Below are 15,941 nucleotides of genomic sequence, written 5' to 3' on the forward strand. Positions count from 1 at the left end.
CAGCCTTTTTTCATATTCTTAAGTAGATTTCCTTTTATAGATCTGCTAAAATAGAAAAAAACCAGAAAAGAAGGCAGATATTATGGAAACCATGACATATGTAACAAATATATTGGAAAAAATTGTGAATATTCCAAGTCCCAGCGGATACACCAGACAAGTGCTGAAGTTAGTAGAAGAAGAGGCTACAGGGTTTGGATATTCCACATGTTATAATAAAAAGGGCGGTTTAATCATTGAAGTTCCGGGTGAAGAGAAGGAAGTTATGGGTTTATCCGCTCATGTTGATACCTTAGGTGCCATGGTGCGCTCTATCACCTCAAAGGGAATGCTCATTATGGTTCCTGTAGGCAGCTTTATGATGGAGTCCATAGAAGGCATGTACTGCAAAGTTCATACCAGAACCGGGAAAACCTACACCGGTACCATACTCACCAGAGAGCCGTCGGTTCATACCTATGATGATGCCAGAACGTTGGAGAGAAAACCAAAGAATATGGAAGTACGTCTGGATGAGATGATTGAAAGCGAAGAAGATGTAAGGAGACTGGAAATCGCTCCCGGCGATTATATCAGCTTTGATCCCATGTATGTGCATACGGACAGCGGCTATATCAAATCCCGTCATTTGGATGACAAGGCTTCCGTGGCAGTTCTTTTAGGTGTTTTAAAAGACATCAGAGAATCAGGAATTAAACCCGGAAAGACTTTGAAGATTGTGATCAGCAACTATGAAGAGGTGGGCTTTGGTGCCAGCTGGATACCGGAAGATATTGAAGAATTTATCGCAGTGGATATGGGCGCACTTGGGGATGATTTATCAGGAGACGAACGAAAGGTATCCATCTGCGCCCTTGATTCAGCCGGCCCCTATGACTACGAAATGACCAGCCGTCTGATTGCCCTGGCAAAGGAAAAGAATATAGACTTTGCAGTGGATGTATTCCCCCATTACGGTTCTGATGCAGGAGCAGCAATACGCGGAGGTCATAATATCAGGGCAGCATTGATCGGACAGGGAGTACATGCTTCCCATGGAACAGAGCGGACTCATGTAAAGGGAATGGAGCAGACGTTAAAGCTTATTGAGGCATATATAGAACTGATTTAGTAAAAAAAAGGGACTGTTGCAAAACTAACGTGAGTTGTGACCCCAATAAGTTAGACTTTGTAGCGAGGCAGTTTTGACTGCTTCGCTATTTTTTATGCAGCCAAGAGGCTAAGCCTGTATTCTACAGGACTCATCCATCCTAGTTTTTCTTTAATTCGTTTCTCATTGTAGTATGTTATGTATTTTTCAATAGCCAGAAAGATCCTCAATGAACTTCCAAAGTGCGGACATTCACAATGGAAAGAAAAGCATGCCAAAGGCATGTTGAAAGAAATCATATTTAATAAGATTATAACAATATAATTAATTACTTTACATATAATTACCTGAATTGCGAAAACTAAGGAAACAAAAAGTTTTAGCAAGGAGAAGGAATATGTCCATAATCGAAGTGCAGAATTTTTCAAAAGGCTATGGCCCCTTCATGGCAGTAGATAATATCAGTATGGAGATAAAAAAAGGTGAAATTGTTGGCTTTGTAGGAAAAAACGGAGCGGGGAAGACTACAACGATTCGCTCAATGATGAATCTTATTTCTCCCACTAAGGGAAAAATAATAATAAATGGTCTTGATTCCGTAAAGGATTCAAAAAAAATAAAACATACACTTGGGTATATGCCGGGAGACTGCTCTTTCTATGACAATGCAAAGGGATTAGATATTTTTAAACTCTGTCTTAAAATCTCTAATGGAAAATTGGACCGGGTTACTGAACTTGCAGAGTATTTTGAACTGGATCTGAATAAGCGTATTTCAGAATTAAGCCTGGGAAACCGCAAAAAAGTATCCATCATTCAAGCGGTATTAAAGAATAATGAAATCCTTGTTCTTGATGAACCAACAAGCGGCCTTGACCCACTTATGCAGAGAAAATTCTTTGACCTGATATGCAGACAAAAAGAGATCGGGGTCACAGTTTTTTTGTCAAGCCATAATTTAAATGAAATAGAAAAATACTGCGATAAAGTAATTATCTTAAAAGATGGAAAAATAGTGGAATCACTGGATATGCATAGCATTAATATTAAGCATAAACAGTTGATTTCCTATACTACAAAAGATGGAACAGCAAAGAACTTTGAATTTGATGGTAATGTTAATGAACTAATTGCCAGTCTGTCAAAGCTTGATCTGGAAAGCATTGAAATAAAAGCGGCCACCATAGAAGATGAATTTATCAAATATTACAAGGAGGAAGAAGTGCATGAATAATTTTAGTTTTTTCTCTTCTTTAAAGCTTTCCTGGTTTGGCATAAATAATAACAAAAGGCAGATCATCGGATGGTGCATTTCCATCTTTTCGATTATGTTTTTGTATATGATTCTGTTTCCTTCAGTAAAGGATATGGCACAGATAAAATTGGATGCCATGCCCAAAGAACTATTGCAGTTCGTAGGGCTGGATGATCTGTCAGACATGAGTAATTACATCACATATTTTGGCATGGTTTTTAATATTATCCTGATTGCCATCAGTATTTTTGCGGCTTCTTTCAGTGCAGGCCTCATATCCAGAGAAGAGAAAACGAAAACCATAGAATTTCTGTATTCTCTGGAAGTCAGCCGCAGTGAAATCTATGTTTCAAAGCTTATGACTGCATACTTTGCTGTCCTGGCTGTACTTTGTTCAGGGGTGAGTGCCTCCGGGATTTGCGGTGCCATAAATGGAGAGGATATATTTGATGCGGGTAAATTTATTCTTATTGTGAAAATTTCCGGATTTACAGTGTTTGTCTTTATGTCTGTATCCCTGATGATTGCTGGGGTAACCACCAAAATAGGAGCTCCCATGGCTGGGAGCATGACTGTATTGGTATGCTATTTGTTAGGCTTTTTATCCAGGCTTCTGGGAGAGAAGGCACAGTGGCTTAGTAAGTTAAGCCCTTTTGAACTATTTTCACCAGAAAATGCCATTGCCATACAAAATCATACGGTCTATGAGGTGACTGTATATTTTTTCATAGCAGTCTTTTTTATCCTGGTGGGTGGAATCGTATTTAATCGCCGGGATTTTAATCTGTGATAGTACCATTTCGTCTGAAGGTATGGAGCCATAGAAAGAGTAAAAGAATAGTAAGCAGACAGGCTAAGCTTCAGGCTGTATGAACCTGATAGCTTAGCCTGTTTTTGTTTTACCTGATAAATGCAATGTTGTTACAGCTGTCTTGTCACATGCAATGACATGTGCTATAATCAACTAAATCTCTTACGAGGAGGAAGTTAAATGGAAGATATAATCAAAAGAATAGAGGAGCTCAAAAAAGAAAAGGATGCTGTGATTCTGGCTCACTATTATACCGACGGCCAGGTACAGGCTGTTGCGGATTATGTTGGTGATTCTTATTATTTAAGCAAGGTTGCCACGGAGGTTCCTCAGAAGGTTATTCTCTTCTGCGGTGTTTCCTTTATGGGCGAAAGTGCCAAGATACTCAACCCGGAAAAGATGGTAATCATGCCGGATACTTATGCAGATTGTCCCATGGCACATATGGCCGATGTGGAAAAGATTAAGGAAATAAGGGAGAGCTATGAGGATGTTGCTGTTGTCTGCTATATCAATTCTACAGCTGAGATTAAGGCTGCATCTGATGTCTGTGTAACATCTTCCAATGCAGTAAAGATCGTTAATGCTCTGCCTGATCATAATATATATTTTATTCCAGATGGGAATCTTGGCAGGTATACGGCGAAGATGATTCCTGATAAAAATTTTATTTTCAATGATGGTTTTTGTCATGTTCATACCAGTATAAAGCCCGAAGAACTTAAAAAGGCAAAAGAGCTGCACCCGGAAGCATTGGTTCTTGCTCATCCGGAATGTACCTGGGATGTACTTGAACTTGCAGATTACATCGGCAGTACTTCCGGTATTATAGACTTTGCTGTCAAAAGCGATGCAAAAGCGTTCATCATCTGTACAGAAATGGGTATTTTATATGAATTAAAATTAAAAAACCCTGAAAAGAAATACTATTCTGTGGGTCATCGCCAGTTCTGTCCGAATATGAAGCGAATTACTACGGAAAAGGTCTTAGAACAGTTGGAAAAGCTGAGCAATACAGTGGAACTCAATGAGGAATTATATAGTAAGGCAAATAAGGCTCTGGACAGAATGCTTGCTTTAGCTGAATAAGAGGAGATAAGAATGAGAATACATGCAGATGTGGTTATTGCCGGAACCGGTGTTTCCGGATTATACTGCGCTCTGAACCTTCCTGAAGAAAAACAGATCCGGCTCCTGACAAAAAGCTCCCTGGAAATGAGTGATTCTTACCTGGCTCAGGGCGGAATCTGTGTCTTAAAGGACAAAGAAGATTATAGCGGATTTTATGAAGACACCATGAAGGCAGGACATTATGAAAATAATACAGCTTCTGTTCATCATATGATACAGAAATCACCGGAAATTATTCAAGAGCTGATGACACTGGGAGTGGAATTTGAAAAAAAGGACGGAAAATTACTTTATACCAGAGAAGGTGCTCATTCCACAGCAAGAATCGTATATTACAAAGATAATACGGGAAGGGAAATTACAAGCAAACTGCTTGAACAGGTAAAAAGGAAAAAAAATATTACAATTATGGAATATACGGAAATGATTGATATAGTCAGCAGAGATAATTTCTGCAGCGGTGTTATCGTACGGTCCGGTAATGGAGACATATCCAGCCTTGATGCAGACTATACGGTTTTAGCTACCGGAGGAATAGGCGGGTTATATCAGGATTCCACCAATTATCCTCATCTTACGGGAGATTCTCTGGCGTTGTCTATCCGCCACGGCATAGCTGTTCAAAATCTGAATTATATTCAGATTCATCCAACTGCATTGTACTCAAAAAAGCCGGGAAGAAGATTTCTGATTTCAGAATCTGTAAGAGGAGAGGGAGCATATCTTCTGAATGCAAATAAGGAAAGGTTCGTGGATGAGCTGCTTCCCAGGGATGTATTAACTCAGAAGATCTGTCAGCAGATGAAGTTGGAAGGAAGTGATCATGTCTGGCTTTCTGCCATCCATTTAGGAAGTGAGAAGATAAAGAAACGTTTTCCTAATATTTATGAGCGCTGTCTGGAGGAAGGAATCGATATGACCAGGGAATACGTTCCTGTCACACCGGCTCAGCATTATTTTATGGGAGGCATATCTGTTGACCAGCATAGTAAAACTTCTATGGGGCATTTATATGCTATTGGAGAAACCAGCTGCAACGGTGTTCATGGCGCTAATCGTCTGGCAAGCAATTCCCTTCTGGAAAGTCTGGTATTCGCTAAGGAAGCAGCAGTTCATATTGCCAGTACCTATGAGAAGAACGAACACTTTCCAGTTTCCATAAATTTATCTGCATATGAAAACTATGACTATATTCAAAATAAGAACAGAGAAAGTGTATTAAATGAAATAGAAAAAGCGAACAGGAAAGAGAAACGAAGCGCTCTTAAGATCAAATGTGGGTGAAGTAGAATGATGAAAAACACTGTTTTAACAATTATGGAGCAAAAGATTAAGAAAGACAAGATAACCATGCTGACAGCCTATGATTATACGACAGCAAGATTAATGGATGAATCGGGGGTGAATTCCATATTAGTAGGAGACTCCTTAGGAATGGTCATACTAGGCTATGAGGATACCTTATCCGTGACTATGGAGGATATGATTCATCACACGAAAGCTGTTGCAAGAGGCTGCAGACATGCGTTGGTTATCGCCGATATGCCGTTTATGTCCTATCAGACTTCCGTATATGATGCTGTTATTCATGCCGGGCAGTTGATAAAGGAAGGGCGTGCCCAGGCAGTTAAGCTGGAGGGTGGAGAACAGGTTTGTCCTCAGATCAAAGCAATTACAGAAGCGTCTATCCCCGTTGTTGCTCACATTGGGTTAACTCCACAGTCTGTTAACACCTTTGGAGGATATAAAGTTCAGGGAAGAGATGAAAAAGCAGCAAGGCAGCTGTTAAAGGATGCAAAGGCAGTAGAGGAAGCCGGAGCTTTTGCTGTTGTACTTGAATGTGTTCCGGATAAACTGGCAGCTGTCATTACTGAATCCATTCATATTCCCACCATTGGAATAGGAGCGGGTCCGGACTGTGACGGACAGGTATTGGTCTATCAGGACATGCTATCTATGTATAGTGAATTTAAACCAAAGTTTGTAAAATCCTTTGCCAATTTAGGCGATATGATGACAGCCGCTTTTAAGCAGTATATTGAAGAAACAAAGGCAGGAATTTTTCCCGGAAAAGAACATGTTTTCAGCATTGCTGATGAGATAATAGAAAAATTATATTGAGAGAGGAACGTTTTGATCTATGAAGATCGTTCATAAGATAGAAGAAGTGAAAGCGTGCATAAAGGAATGGAGAAAAGAGGGATTGAGCATAGGCTTTGTTCCAACTATGGGGTATTTGCATGAAGGTCATGAAAGCCTGATCAAACGAGCTATGGAAAATGACAGGGTGGTGGTGAGTATCTTTGTCAATCCCATGCAGTTTGGCCCTAAGGAAGACCTGGCAAGCTATCCAAGAGACTTAGAACGTGACAGCAGCCGATGTATGGAAAATGGGGCCGATTTAATCTTTCACCCCAATCCGGAGGAAATGTATAAGGAAGACTTTTACACCTATGTGGATATGTCTGTATTGACAGAAGAACTTTGTGGATTAAGCAGACCTCTCCATTTTCGGGGAGTCTGTACTGTTGTTTTAAAACTTTTCAATATTGTGACTCCGGATAGAGCCTATTTTGGAGAAAAGGATGCACAGCAGCTGGCTGTTATTAAACGTATGGTAACAGATCTGAATGTGAATGTTGAAATTATCGGCTGTCCGATTATCCGTGAGAGTGATGGATTGGCCATGAGTTCACGCAACAGTTATCTTAGTGAAGCGGAAAGAAAAGCAGCGCTTATCTTATATAACAGTATTAAGCTGGGAAAGCAGATGATGAAAGAAGGGGAAAGAGATGCTGCCGTACTCGTCAGTGCAATGAAGGTATTTATTCAAAAAGAACCACTGGCAAAAATTGATTATGTAAAAGCAGTAGATGCCATGACTATGAGGCAGGCAGAGAAGCTTAACGGAACCGTTTTAATCGCAATGGCAGTTTATATTGGAAAAACCCGGTTAATTGATAATTTTACTTTTAAGTGTGAAGAGGGGGGATGAGTTTATAATGAAGATTACTATGTTAAAAGGAAAAATTCATCGTGCTACCGTAGTACAGGCTGAACTGGATTATGTGGGGAGTATTACGATAGATGAAGATCTGTTAGAGGCGGCAGGAATCCTTGAGTATGAAATGGTCTGTGTTGTAGACATTAATAATGGTCAGCGTTTTGAAACTTACACGATTGCTGGAGAACGTGGCAGCGGTCTTATCTGTCTGAACGGAGCTGCGGCAAGATGCGTACAGGTCAATGATAAAATCATTATTATGGCATATATACATCTGACACCAGAAGAAGCCAAAGCACACAAGCCAAAGGTAGTCTTTGTGGATGAGCGTAACCATATCACCGCAAAGACCAATGCTGAGAAGCATGAAAGCATAAATGCTATAGAGAAAGGGTGCTGAAATGAATAACGAAACAACCTTACGATTAAATATGGATGAGTTAATATTGCAGGCTTTACGGGAAGATATAACCAGTGAAGATGTAACGACCAATGCCGTTATACGAGATGAGAAAAAAGCATGTGTCAGGCTTTTGTGCAAGCAGGATGGTGTACTGGCAGGGCTTAAGGTTTTCCACCGTGTTTTCTGCCTTTTAGATCCCAGTGCATCCATGAAAGCCTATGCAAAGGATGGGGACAAGATATTTGTGGGAGAGCTTTTGGCAGAAGTTACAGCAGATGCAAGAGCTTTATTATCTGGAGAAAGGACAGCCTTAAACTATCTTCAGAGAATGAGCGGAATTGCTTCTTATACACGTAGGATTTCTGATATGATGAAAGGCAGCAAGACCAGATTGCTGGATACCCGGAAAACAACCCCCAATATGAGGATTTTTGAAAAGTATTCGGTCCGGGTGGGAGGGGGATACAATCATCGATATAACTTATCTGACGGTATTCTGTTAAAGGATAATCATATTGCAGCAGCCGGTGGAGTAAAAAAAGCAATAGAGTCAGCCAGAGAGTATGCTCCCTTTGTCCGCAAAATCGAGGTAGAGGTGGAAAATCTTCAAATGGCAGAAGAAGCTTTAGAGGCAGGAGCAGATATCATCATGCTTGATAATATGACAACAGAGCAGATGAAAGAGGCGGTAAAAATCATCGGAGATAAAGCAGAGACTGAGTGTTCGGGAAATGTAACGGAGGAAAGGATTAAAGAGCTTATGGAAATTGGAGTTGATTATATATCCTGTGGGGCATTGACGCATTCTGCGCCGATTCTTGACTTATCATTAAAGAATCTTAGGATTATTGAGTAGGGCAGAAGCCCTTCTTTTATTTGAAAGGGCTGCTGCTCAACTAACTTAATGTTAGTTTTGCAGCAGCCCCCTTTTTTAACCTTCTATTGAGATGTAATTATTCTGTTCAATTTCAGTTTTCTTAATCTTTGGAACAGACAGCTTCAGAATTCCGTTTTCAAATCTGGCGCGGATATCTTCCTCTTTAACAGCATTTCCAACATAAAAGCTCCGGCTCATGCTTCCGGAATAGCGTTCCCGGCGGATATAGCGGCCATCCTTGTCTTTTTCCTCTTTATTCTCGCCTCTTGCAGCAGTTATGGTTAGATAGCCGTCTGTGAGACGGGCTTTGATCTCATCCTTTTGAAAACCTGGAAGATCGATATCCAGTTCATAGCCGTTATCAACTTCCTTCACATCGGTTTTCATAAATTCTTTCGTACCAAAAACAGAACGGTCGAAGGGAAAATCCATCCAGTTACTAAGCAGACTCTCTCCAAAAATACTAGGCATCATCATAGGTCTTATCTCCTTTCCAATGATTTAAATGTTTATTTGTTATATGTGTAATATAACACGCATTATTAGCACTGTCAATAGGTGAGTGCTAATTTTATGAAAAAATTATTTTTTAAGATTATACCGGGTAATTTCTTTCAAAATAATGAATATGGTAGTATGTTTTATTATTTTTATGATATAATCATAGCCAGACAAAAACAAACATATTTTTTGAGGTATATAATGAAACCACATGCATTTGCAATCTGCGCATACAAGGATTCTCCTTACCTGGAATCCTGTATCCGGTCTGTTAAGGCCCAGAGTGTGGAATCCGATGTAATTATTTGTACTTCCACGCCCAGCTCCTATATAAGCGGGCTTGCTGACAAGTACGGGATTCCTCTTTTTATCAGGCACGAGAAAAGCAGTATCCGGGACGACTGGAATTTTGCCTATTATATGGCGGATGCCACATTTGTGACTATCGCCCATCAGGATGATCTATATCAGAAAGACTATGTAAAGAAGCTTCTGGATTGTTATGGAAGTTACCCGGACATGACTTTATTTACCGGTGGTTATACCGTTGTAAAAAAGGACAGGCTGGCGGTATTCGAACCGGTTGAATTTATCAAACGGATTTTACGTCTGCCTCTGCGCCTGCGTTTTATCAGTCATTTATCCTGGGTAAAAAAAAGCGTCCTGCTTTTTGGAAATTCCATCTGCTGTCCTGCATGTGCATATAATAAGGAAGAATTGGGGGAACCACTCTTTACATCCCCCTATCATTTTGCCCTGGACTGGGATACGCTTTATAAGCTGTCTAAGCTGCCCGGACGTTTTGTCTGTGTGGAAAACCCCATTCTGTATTACCGGGTTCATGAGGAGGCGGCCACGAAGGCAGCCATAGAAGATAACAGCCGTTTAAAAGAAGAGACGGAGATGTTTCAAAAGATGTGGCCGGAACCAGTTGTAAAGGTGCTGATGCATTTTTACCGGAAGGCTTACCACGAATATGAATAAAAGAATGACAGGAGGAAGCAGGATGAAGGTTGTATTATTAGCAGGGGGTCTTGGGACGAGAATCAGTGAGCAGAGCCATTTAAAACCGAAACCAATGATTGAAATCGGTGAAAAGCCTATATTATGGCATATTATGAAATATTATTCCCAGTTTGGATTCCATGATTTTGTGATCTGCCTGGGATATAAGCAGTATGTAGTAAAGGAGTTTTTTGCAGATTATTTTCTTCACACCTCAGATGTGACGTTTGATCTGGCAAACAACAGCATGGAGGTACATAATAATTATTCTGAACCATGGAAGGTAACCCTTGTGGACACAGGACTTAATACCATGACTGGCGGTAGAATCAAACGCATTCAGCCGTATATCGGAGAGGAACCTTTTATGCTTACCTATGGAGACGGAGTCTGTGATGTGGACTTAAATGCGCTTTTAAAGTTCCATGAAAGCCATGGTAAGACAGCAACCATGACAACGGTTAATATTGCCCAGTTAAAGGGAGTTTTAGACATAGATGAAGGCGATGTAGTGCGTTCGTTCCGGGAAAAGGACGAAACAGATGCCAGCCTGATTAATGGCGGCTTTATGGTATTCAATCCGGAGATTTTCTCTTATCTGGAAGATGATTCCACAGTTCTGGAGCAGAAGCCATTACAGAGACTGGCGGCAGAAGGTGAACTGATGAGCTTCCATCACACCGGGTTCTGGCAGTGTATGGATACCCAGAGGGAGATGAAGAAGCTGGAAGATTTATGGCAGTCCGGGAAGGCGCCCTGGAAGATATGGGAGAAATAATATGACGAATAAAGCAAATGACCGCTGGAAGGAATTTTCTGAGTTTTATAAAGGAAAGAGAGTACTTCTTACCGGGCATACCGGTTTTAAAGGAGCATGGCTCAGCCGTATGCTGATAAAAGCAGGTGCTAAGGTGACGGGGTACTCCATGAAATCACCAACTGATCCTGCTCTGTTTGAGGTGGCAGATATATCCGGGCAGATGAATTCAGTAATTGGAGATATCAGGGATCTTGCCCATTTAAAAACTGTTTTTCAAATGGAAAAACCGGAAATTGTATTCCATTTAGCAGCACAGCCTATTGTAAGAGATTCCTATAAAGATCCGGTTTACACCTATGAGACCAATGTGATGGGTACGGTCAATATTTTAGAATGCGTTCGCCTCACTGAGACGGTCCGGTCTTTTCTTAATGTAACTACGGATAAGGTGTATGAGAATAAGGAGTGGGAATACGGATACCGGGAATGTGATCCCTTAGATGGCTATGATCCTTATTCCAACAGCAAGTCCTGTTCCGAGCTTGTGACCCACAGCTATGCGAAGTCCTTCTTTTCCGGAAGGAATACGGCAATCTCTACCTCAAGGGCAGGCAACGTCATAGGGGGAGGGGATTTTGCCAACGACAGAATTATTCCGGACTGTATCCGGTCTGCCATGAAAAAGCAGGAGATCGTATTGAGAAATCCTTATTCCACAAGACCTTACCAGCATGTATTGGAGCCGCTTGCTGTTTATATGACAATTGCTATGAAGCAGTATGAGGATCCCTCTTACCAGGGATACTATAATGTGGGCCCTGACGATAAGGATTGTGTCACAACCGGAGAGTTAGCCGATTTGTTCTGTGAAGCATGGGGACAGGGGATTACATGGTCCGCACAACCGGATGAAGGTCCTCATGAGGCTAACTTTTTAAAGCTGGACTGCTCAAAAGTAAAGAAGGTCTTTGGCTGGACGCCCAGATACGGGGTGAAGGAAGCCGTTCAAAAGACCGTGGAATGGACCAGAGATTATCTGGCCGGAGCAGATATGATAACGGTGATGGACCGACAGATCGGCGAATTTTTTAACCAATAGAACAAGAGAGGTAATAATTTTATGATAGATAAAAAAACAGAAAAAGAAGCCAGGGAAGAAATTCTGGCACTTGTAAAGGAATATTGTGATACCTATCACAATCAGAAGAAACCGTTTGAGGACGGAGACAGAATACCCTATGCATCAAGAGTATATGACAGTAAGGAAATGGTGAATCTGGTAGACAGCTCCCTGGAATTCTGGCTTACTTCCGGACGCTATACCGATGAATTTGAGAAAAAATTTGCGAAATATTTAAATGTCCGGTTCTGTTCCCTGGTCAATTCGGGATCTTCAGCAAATTTACTGGCATTTATGGCACTTACTTCCCCTCTTTTAAAAGAGCGTCAGATCAAAAGAGGCGACGAAGTGATTACTGTTGCAGCTGGATTTCCCACCACTGTAACGCCTGTGATACAGTATGGAGCAGTTCCGGTGTTTGTTGACGTGACAATTCCCCAGTATAACATTGATGTGACTATGCTGGAGGCAGCGCGTTCTGAGAAGACGAAAGCAGTGATGATCGCCCACACTCTTGGCAATCCCTACGATTTATCTGCAGTAAAGGCGTTCTGCGATAAATATGGTTTATGGCTTGTAGAAGATAACTGTGATGCTCTGGGTACGGTTTATACCATAGACGGAGAAGATCGGTTCTCCGGAACCATTGGAGATATTGGAACCTCCAGCTTTTACCCGCCTCACCACATGACTATGGGAGAGGGAGGAGCCGTTTATACCAGCGATTCCCTCTTAAACCGGATTATCCGTTCTTTCCGTGACTGGGGACGGGACTGCGTCTGCCCTTCCGGGACGGACAATTTATGCGGCCACCGGTTTGACCGTCAGTATGGAGAACTGCCTCTTGGATATGATCACAAATACGTTTATTCTCATTTTGGCTATAATTTAAAGGCAACTGATATGCAGGCATCGATTGGCTGTGCACAGATTGAAAAGTTTCCATCCTTTGTAGAGCGCAGACGTCATAATTTCAGCCGTCTTTACGAAGCATTAAAGGATACAGCGGAAAAACTCATTCTTCCGGAGCCCTGTCCGGGATCAAAACCAAGCTGGTTTGGATTTCTGATCACCTGTAAAGAAGGTGTTGACAGAAATCAGCTTGTACAGTACGTGGAATCGAAAGGTGTTCAGACCAGAATGCTTTTTGCAGGAAATTTAACCAAGCATCCATGCTTCAATCAGATGCGTGAATCGGGAACCGGATACCGGGTTGTGGGTGAGCTGAAGAATACAGACCGGATTATGCAGGATACGTTCTGGATTGGAGTTTATCCCGGTATGACAGATGACATGATTGACTACATGGCAAAAACCATAAAGGAAGGCTTAAACCAGCAGGCTTAGGCTCCTGTTTCTTAATTCAGTCAGAATGGAGGAATTATGAAGGAGTATGATTTGACGAAGGTGCATCAGGCAAATCTGCGGATTTTAAAAGAGATTGACCGGATCTGCCGGAAGCAACGGATTCAATATTTACTGGACGCGGGGACACTTTTAGGAGCTGTGAGACACAAAGGATTTATTCCATGGGATGATGATGCAGATGTGGCATTTACCCGCCCCAATTACCAGGCCTTTTTACAGGTGGTGAGGTCGGAACTCCCGGAGGATATGGAACTTCTCGAACCAAAGGATTTGCGGGGAGGGAAGGCATTTTATGATTTTACAGCCAGAATTATCTATAAAAAAAGCAGAACGCATGATGATACGGCTGAGATGAAATATTATGAAGGTAGATTAAATCATCTGTGGGTGGATTTATTTACCATTGATGAGCTACCGAAAAACCGGGCATCATCTACCATGACTTTGCTGCTTCATACGGTAATATATGGTCTTTCCATGGGACACAGATATAAGCTTGATTTAAGAAAATACAGTCTGTTGAACGGGATATGCGTTGGGATTCTGGCACTGACAGGTAAGCTGATTCCCATGAGTATCTTGAGAAAGCTTCAGTACTGGGCGGCTGTGAAGGACCGGAAGGGAAAAAGCAGTCTGCGCTACTACAGTAATTATCAGCCGGATTATTTATATGTGACGCTGAAGAAAGAATGGTGTGAGGAAACGGTAGATCTGGAATTTGAAGATACCAGACTGATGGCACCAAAGGGCTGGCATGAAGTGCTCACCTGGATTTACGGAGATTATAAAAAACTTCCGCCAAAGGAGAAACAGGTGCCTACTCACTCCAGTACGGAAATTCATATTTATGAATAGAAAAAAACAGCTGCTGCAGATTTTGCAACAGCTGTTTTTTAAGACTGATTTAAATATTCTTTTGCATCCCGAAAGAAGCTTAATATGATAAGAAGTATGATAATGCCGATGGGAAATGCGGCGATGATGGACACAGTCTGTAAGTTTGCCATTGAATTTTCTGAGAAAATCAGGGCAATGGGAAATAACATCAGAAGAATCGCCCAAAACAGCTTTACATGTTTATGGGGCTCTTCGTGATCAGGCAGCTCCTTATAGGAATAGGAAGCAGCAACCAGTGTCAGTGCATCAAAGGATGTGGCATAAAAAGCAATCATGGTAAGGGCTAAAAGCACCAGCCCCATTTTATAAAATGGAAGTGTTTCTAAAATTGCCATAATGGTCTGATAAAGGTTCTGCGTTGCATGATAGATTCCCATAACATCAAGAATACCCTTAGTCTGGAGAGCAAGGCTGTAATTTCCTAAAATAATAAAGGAAGTAAAGGTTCCTGACAACCCAAAGAAGTAACCGCCAAGAACAGTCTGTCTGATCGTCCGTCCCTTGCTGATGGTGCCAATGAAAAATGGAGTGGCTACGCACCATACCATCCAGTATGCCCAGTAAAAGATCGTCCAGTTCTGAGGAAAGGATGAGGATCGCAGTGCATCAGTCCAGGTGGACAGACCGATGAAGTTCTGCGTCAGGTTTCCAATTGCGGTAATTCCTGTTTCAATGGTATATCTCGTCTGGCCTCCGCCGATGAGAACGTAAAGGAGAAGTCCAAAGAATAAATAGGTACAGGAATCAGCAAGCTTTGAAACTCCCTTCATGCCAAAATAGACGGTAAACGTATATACTGCGCAGATAATGACCAGGATGGCTATGGTTAAAAATCTGGATTCAGGCAGTCCGGTTACACGGCTGACAGCCATGGAAAGGAGGGGAGTTGCCAGGGAAAATGTGGTGGCAGTTCCTGCCAGCAAAGCGAAAACAGCGATTAAATCAATAAACTTTCCTGCAGGTCCGTCTACCAGCTTACCAAGGATTGGACGGCAGGCTTCTGAATATTTTTGCTTCGTCCGTTTCTTAACATGAAGCATAAAACCAAAGGCAACAGCAAGAACCAGATAGAAACTCCACGGGATGGGACCCCAGTGAAACAGAGGATAGGTGGAAGCCCAGTCCTGTACAGAGCCTAATTCCGTTATATGCGGTTCGCCTGCATAGAGAAGCCATTCACAAAGAGAGTAAAATAAGATGTCAGCCGCCAGGCCTGCTGTAAACATCATGGCTCCCCATTTAAAATTAGAATACTGGGGTTTCTCGCAGTCTCCCAGTCTGATTGCTCCATATCGGGAGAATGCCATGTAGATGGAGCAGAAAAATGTGATTAATCCTATGATAAGGTAGTAGCTGCCCAGCTCATCTCCGAGAAAGGACCGAATGGAAGCCAGTACGGCTCCTGAGGCCTTGGGGTATGTAAGAAACAGAATGCATAATAACACGATCCCTGCAAACGGTATCACGGTAGTCATTATATCCAGCTTTTTTATCAATGATATTTTCTCTTTGTTGTTCATGACATGGCTCCTTTATAGTTCAAAAATAATTTTTATTCCTTATTATTGAACATGATACCACGGACTATTAAAAAATGCAAGAATGAATAAAAAAATTTGTGGGTAAAAGATAAATTACATGGAATCTAAGGAAAAACAAGCCACTAATACCAGTAAAAAGTCTAACGCATTTGTGAAGTTTTTCTGACTTTTTGCTGAA

Annotated in this window: 17 protein-coding genes; 14 read left to right on the forward strand and 3 right to left on the reverse strand. The window is 41.5% G+C overall.

Features of this window, described 5'->3' with window-relative positions; translation table 11 throughout:
- Positions 1–82: 82 nt before the first annotated feature.
- Positions 83–1,111: a M42 family metallopeptidase gene (locus tag V7D18_RS24445; RefSeq protein ID WP_426158331.1), complete on the forward strand. Its 1,029-nt coding sequence runs from the start codon at positions 83–85 to the stop codon at positions 1,109–1,111.
- Positions 1,112–1,203: 92 nt separating this feature from the next.
- On the opposite strand, the gene V7D18_RS24450 is transcribed toward V7D18_RS24445, so the two are convergent.
- Positions 1,204–1,389 (reverse strand): IS3 family transposase, encoded by a 186-nt coding sequence (locus tag V7D18_RS24450; protein ID WP_426158529.1) that lies wholly within the window; start codon positions 1,387–1,389, stop codon positions 1,204–1,206.
- Positions 1,390–1,487: 98 nt separating this feature from the next.
- Between V7D18_RS24450 and V7D18_RS24455 the strand changes: the two genes are divergently transcribed.
- The 8 genes from V7D18_RS24455 (at position 1,488) to nadC (ending at position 8,550) form a co-directional block, all read left to right on the forward strand.
- The gene (locus tag V7D18_RS24455) at positions 1,488–2,324 is read left to right on the forward strand and encodes an ABC transporter ATP-binding protein (RefSeq protein WP_426158333.1); all 837 of its coding nucleotides are present in this window, start codon (positions 1,488–1,490) and stop codon (positions 2,322–2,324) included.
- Positions 2,317–3,135: an ABC transporter permease subunit gene (locus tag V7D18_RS24460; RefSeq protein WP_426158335.1), complete on the forward strand. Its 819-nt coding sequence runs from the start codon at positions 2,317–2,319 to the stop codon at positions 3,133–3,135. Before V7D18_RS24455 ends, V7D18_RS24460 begins: the two co-directional genes overlap by 8 nt.
- Positions 3,136–3,336: 201 nt before the next feature.
- Positions 3,337–4,245, forward strand: a complete 909-nt coding sequence (gene nadA, locus V7D18_RS24465; protein WP_426158336.1) for a quinolinate synthase NadA — start codon at positions 3,337–3,339, stop codon at positions 4,243–4,245.
- 12 nt (positions 4,246–4,257) lie between these two features.
- Positions 4,258–5,571 carry an L-aspartate oxidase gene (locus tag V7D18_RS24470; protein WP_426158338.1) on the forward strand — a complete coding sequence of 438 codons (1,314 nt, stop codon included), beginning with the start codon at positions 4,258–4,260 and terminating at the stop codon, positions 5,569–5,571.
- 9 nt (positions 5,572–5,580) lie between these two features.
- Complete coding sequence (gene panB / locus V7D18_RS24475; protein ID WP_426158531.1) at positions 5,581–6,408, forward strand: 3-methyl-2-oxobutanoate hydroxymethyltransferase; 828 nt, start codon at positions 5,581–5,583, stop codon at positions 6,406–6,408.
- Between the two features lie 19 nt (positions 6,409–6,427).
- Positions 6,428–7,282 carry a pantoate--beta-alanine ligase gene (panC, locus tag V7D18_RS24480; RefSeq protein WP_426158339.1) on the forward strand — a complete coding sequence of 285 codons (855 nt, stop codon included), beginning with the start codon at positions 6,428–6,430 and terminating at the stop codon, positions 7,280–7,282.
- A 7-nt stretch (positions 7,283–7,289) separates the two neighbouring features.
- Complete coding sequence (panD, locus tag V7D18_RS24485) at positions 7,290–7,691, forward strand: aspartate 1-decarboxylase (protein ID WP_426158340.1); 402 nt, start codon at positions 7,290–7,292, stop codon at positions 7,689–7,691.
- A gap of 1 nt (position 7,692) precedes the next feature.
- Positions 7,693–8,550, forward strand: a complete 858-nt coding sequence (nadC, locus tag V7D18_RS24490; protein WP_426158341.1) for a carboxylating nicotinate-nucleotide diphosphorylase — start codon at positions 7,693–7,695, stop codon at positions 8,548–8,550.
- Positions 8,551–8,625: 75 nt separating this feature from the next.
- Here the strand turns inward: nadC and V7D18_RS24495 are convergent, their stop codons facing one another.
- Positions 8,626–9,048, reverse strand: a complete 423-nt coding sequence (locus V7D18_RS24495) for an Hsp20/alpha crystallin family protein (RefSeq protein ID WP_426158342.1) — start codon at positions 9,046–9,048, stop codon at positions 8,626–8,628.
- Positions 9,049–9,270: 222 nt separating this feature from the next.
- On the opposite strand from V7D18_RS24495, the gene V7D18_RS24500 reads away from it, so the two are divergent.
- Genes V7D18_RS24500 through V7D18_RS24520 form a run of 5 tightly spaced genes read left to right on the forward strand, consistent with a single transcriptional unit; the run spans position 9,271 to position 14,180 of the window.
- Complete coding sequence (locus V7D18_RS24500) at positions 9,271–10,056, forward strand: glycosyltransferase family A protein (RefSeq protein WP_426158533.1); 786 nt, start codon at positions 9,271–9,273, stop codon at positions 10,054–10,056.
- 22 nt (positions 10,057–10,078) lie between these two features.
- On the forward strand, positions 10,079–10,855 hold the full coding sequence (gene rfbF / locus V7D18_RS24505) for a glucose-1-phosphate cytidylyltransferase (protein WP_426158344.1): 777 nt from the start codon (positions 10,079–10,081) through the stop codon (positions 10,853–10,855).
- Position 10,856: 1 nt separating this feature from the next.
- The gene (gene rfbG, locus V7D18_RS24510; protein ID WP_426158346.1) at positions 10,857–11,936 is read left to right on the forward strand and encodes a CDP-glucose 4,6-dehydratase; all 1,080 of its coding nucleotides are present in this window, start codon (positions 10,857–10,859) and stop codon (positions 11,934–11,936) included.
- 21 nt (positions 11,937–11,957) lie between these two features.
- Positions 11,958–13,304 (forward strand): lipopolysaccharide biosynthesis protein RfbH, encoded by a 1,347-nt coding sequence (gene rfbH / locus V7D18_RS24515; protein ID WP_426158347.1) that lies wholly within the window; start codon positions 11,958–11,960, stop codon positions 13,302–13,304.
- A gap of 36 nt (positions 13,305–13,340) precedes the next feature.
- Positions 13,341–14,180 carry a LicD family protein gene (locus tag V7D18_RS24520; RefSeq protein WP_426158348.1) on the forward strand — a complete coding sequence of 280 codons (840 nt, stop codon included), beginning with the start codon at positions 13,341–13,343 and terminating at the stop codon, positions 14,178–14,180.
- A gap of 38 nt (positions 14,181–14,218) precedes the next feature.
- On the opposite strand, the gene V7D18_RS24525 is transcribed toward V7D18_RS24520, so the two are convergent.
- Positions 14,219–15,742, reverse strand: coding sequence for a BCCT family transporter (locus tag V7D18_RS24525; protein WP_426158350.1), 1,524 nt, complete (start codon positions 15,740–15,742; stop codon positions 14,219–14,221).
- Positions 15,743–15,941 lie beyond the last annotated feature (199 nt).

This window comes from Lacrimispora sp. 38-1 (assembly GCF_049890855.1).
Taxonomy (GTDB): domain Bacteria; phylum Bacillota; class Clostridia; order Lachnospirales; family Lachnospiraceae; genus Lacrimispora.

Coding starts and splice junctions, on each gene's coding strand:
- V7D18_RS24445 (WP_426158331.1), top strand. CDS start 83: ATGGAAACCATGACATATGTAACAAATATATTGGAAAAAATTGTGAAT.
- V7D18_RS24450 (WP_426158529.1), bottom strand. CDS start 1,389: ATGATTTCTTTCAACATGCCTTTGGCATGCTTTTCTTTCCATTGTGAA.
- V7D18_RS24455 (WP_426158333.1), top strand. CDS start 1,488: ATGTCCATAATCGAAGTGCAGAATTTTTCAAAAGGCTATGGCCCCTTC.
- V7D18_RS24460 (WP_426158335.1), top strand. CDS start 2,317: ATGAATAATTTTAGTTTTTTCTCTTCTTTAAAGCTTTCCTGGTTTGGC.
- nadA (WP_426158336.1), top strand. CDS start 3,337: ATGGAAGATATAATCAAAAGAATAGAGGAGCTCAAAAAAGAAAAGGAT.
- V7D18_RS24470 (WP_426158338.1), top strand. CDS start 4,258: ATGAGAATACATGCAGATGTGGTTATTGCCGGAACCGGTGTTTCCGGA.
- panB (WP_426158531.1), top strand. CDS start 5,581: ATGAAAAACACTGTTTTAACAATTATGGAGCAAAAGATTAAGAAAGAC.
- panC (WP_426158339.1), top strand. CDS start 6,428: ATGAAGATCGTTCATAAGATAGAAGAAGTGAAAGCGTGCATAAAGGAA.
- panD (WP_426158340.1), top strand. CDS start 7,290: ATGAAGATTACTATGTTAAAAGGAAAAATTCATCGTGCTACCGTAGTA.
- nadC (WP_426158341.1), top strand. CDS start 7,693: ATGAATAACGAAACAACCTTACGATTAAATATGGATGAGTTAATATTG.
- V7D18_RS24495 (WP_426158342.1), bottom strand. CDS start 9,048: ATGATGATGCCTAGTATTTTTGGAGAGAGTCTGCTTAGTAACTGGATG.
- rfbF (WP_426158344.1), top strand. CDS start 10,079: ATGAAGGTTGTATTATTAGCAGGGGGTCTTGGGACGAGAATCAGTGAG.
- rfbG (WP_426158346.1), top strand. CDS start 10,857: ATGACGAATAAAGCAAATGACCGCTGGAAGGAATTTTCTGAGTTTTAT.
- rfbH (WP_426158347.1), top strand. CDS start 11,958: ATGATAGATAAAAAAACAGAAAAAGAAGCCAGGGAAGAAATTCTGGCA.
- V7D18_RS24520 (WP_426158348.1), top strand. CDS start 13,341: ATGAAGGAGTATGATTTGACGAAGGTGCATCAGGCAAATCTGCGGATT.
- V7D18_RS24525 (WP_426158350.1), bottom strand. CDS start 15,742: ATGAACAACAAAGAGAAAATATCATTGATAAAAAAGCTGGATATAATG.